At 56.3% G+C, this 435-nt stretch carries 1 protein-coding gene; it reads right to left on the reverse strand.

Translation table 11 applies throughout. The annotated features are described in order from the left end of the window. The coding region (locus AC1DIX_RS27915; protein ID WP_477328608.1) for a hypothetical protein at positions 1-376 on the reverse strand (376 nt) is incomplete at its 3' end. Positions 377-435: the final 59 nt, after the last annotated feature.

The raw sequence follows: 435 nt of genomic DNA on the forward strand, positions 1-435 counted from the left end.
CGCGGTGCGCCATCCTGAGCGTGATCGCATAGGAACTCGGAGATCTTTTGCCCGGAAGTTGAGCGTCAAGGATGAGTTCCTGCGCATCGCCGAGCGCCGTGGAGACTTCCAGAAGTTTCGTCGACGCGGTAATCCGCCACATCTTGTAACCTAGCCCGTCGAAGCCACAGCCGACGGCAGGTTCTGCATTCGGGCCAGTGATGATGAATATTCTGGTTGTATCCAGCCTGTAGCAGTGGCCTTCAAAAGCGTATCCGTAGGTAAGAACGGTGAAGCCGGTGATCCCGACCTTGCTGTCGAGTTTGATTTGCAAATCCGCGTTGCCGCCAAGCCCCGCGTCCATATGGGCAATGTGTTTGCCGTCGTTCAGATCCACGCCGTAGAGGATAATCTCGTTCGCGCTATACTGGGATCCAGCCAATGGCGGTGCTGGAA

The sequence above is a fragment of the Massilia sp. 05N420 genome, assembly GCF_056397205.1.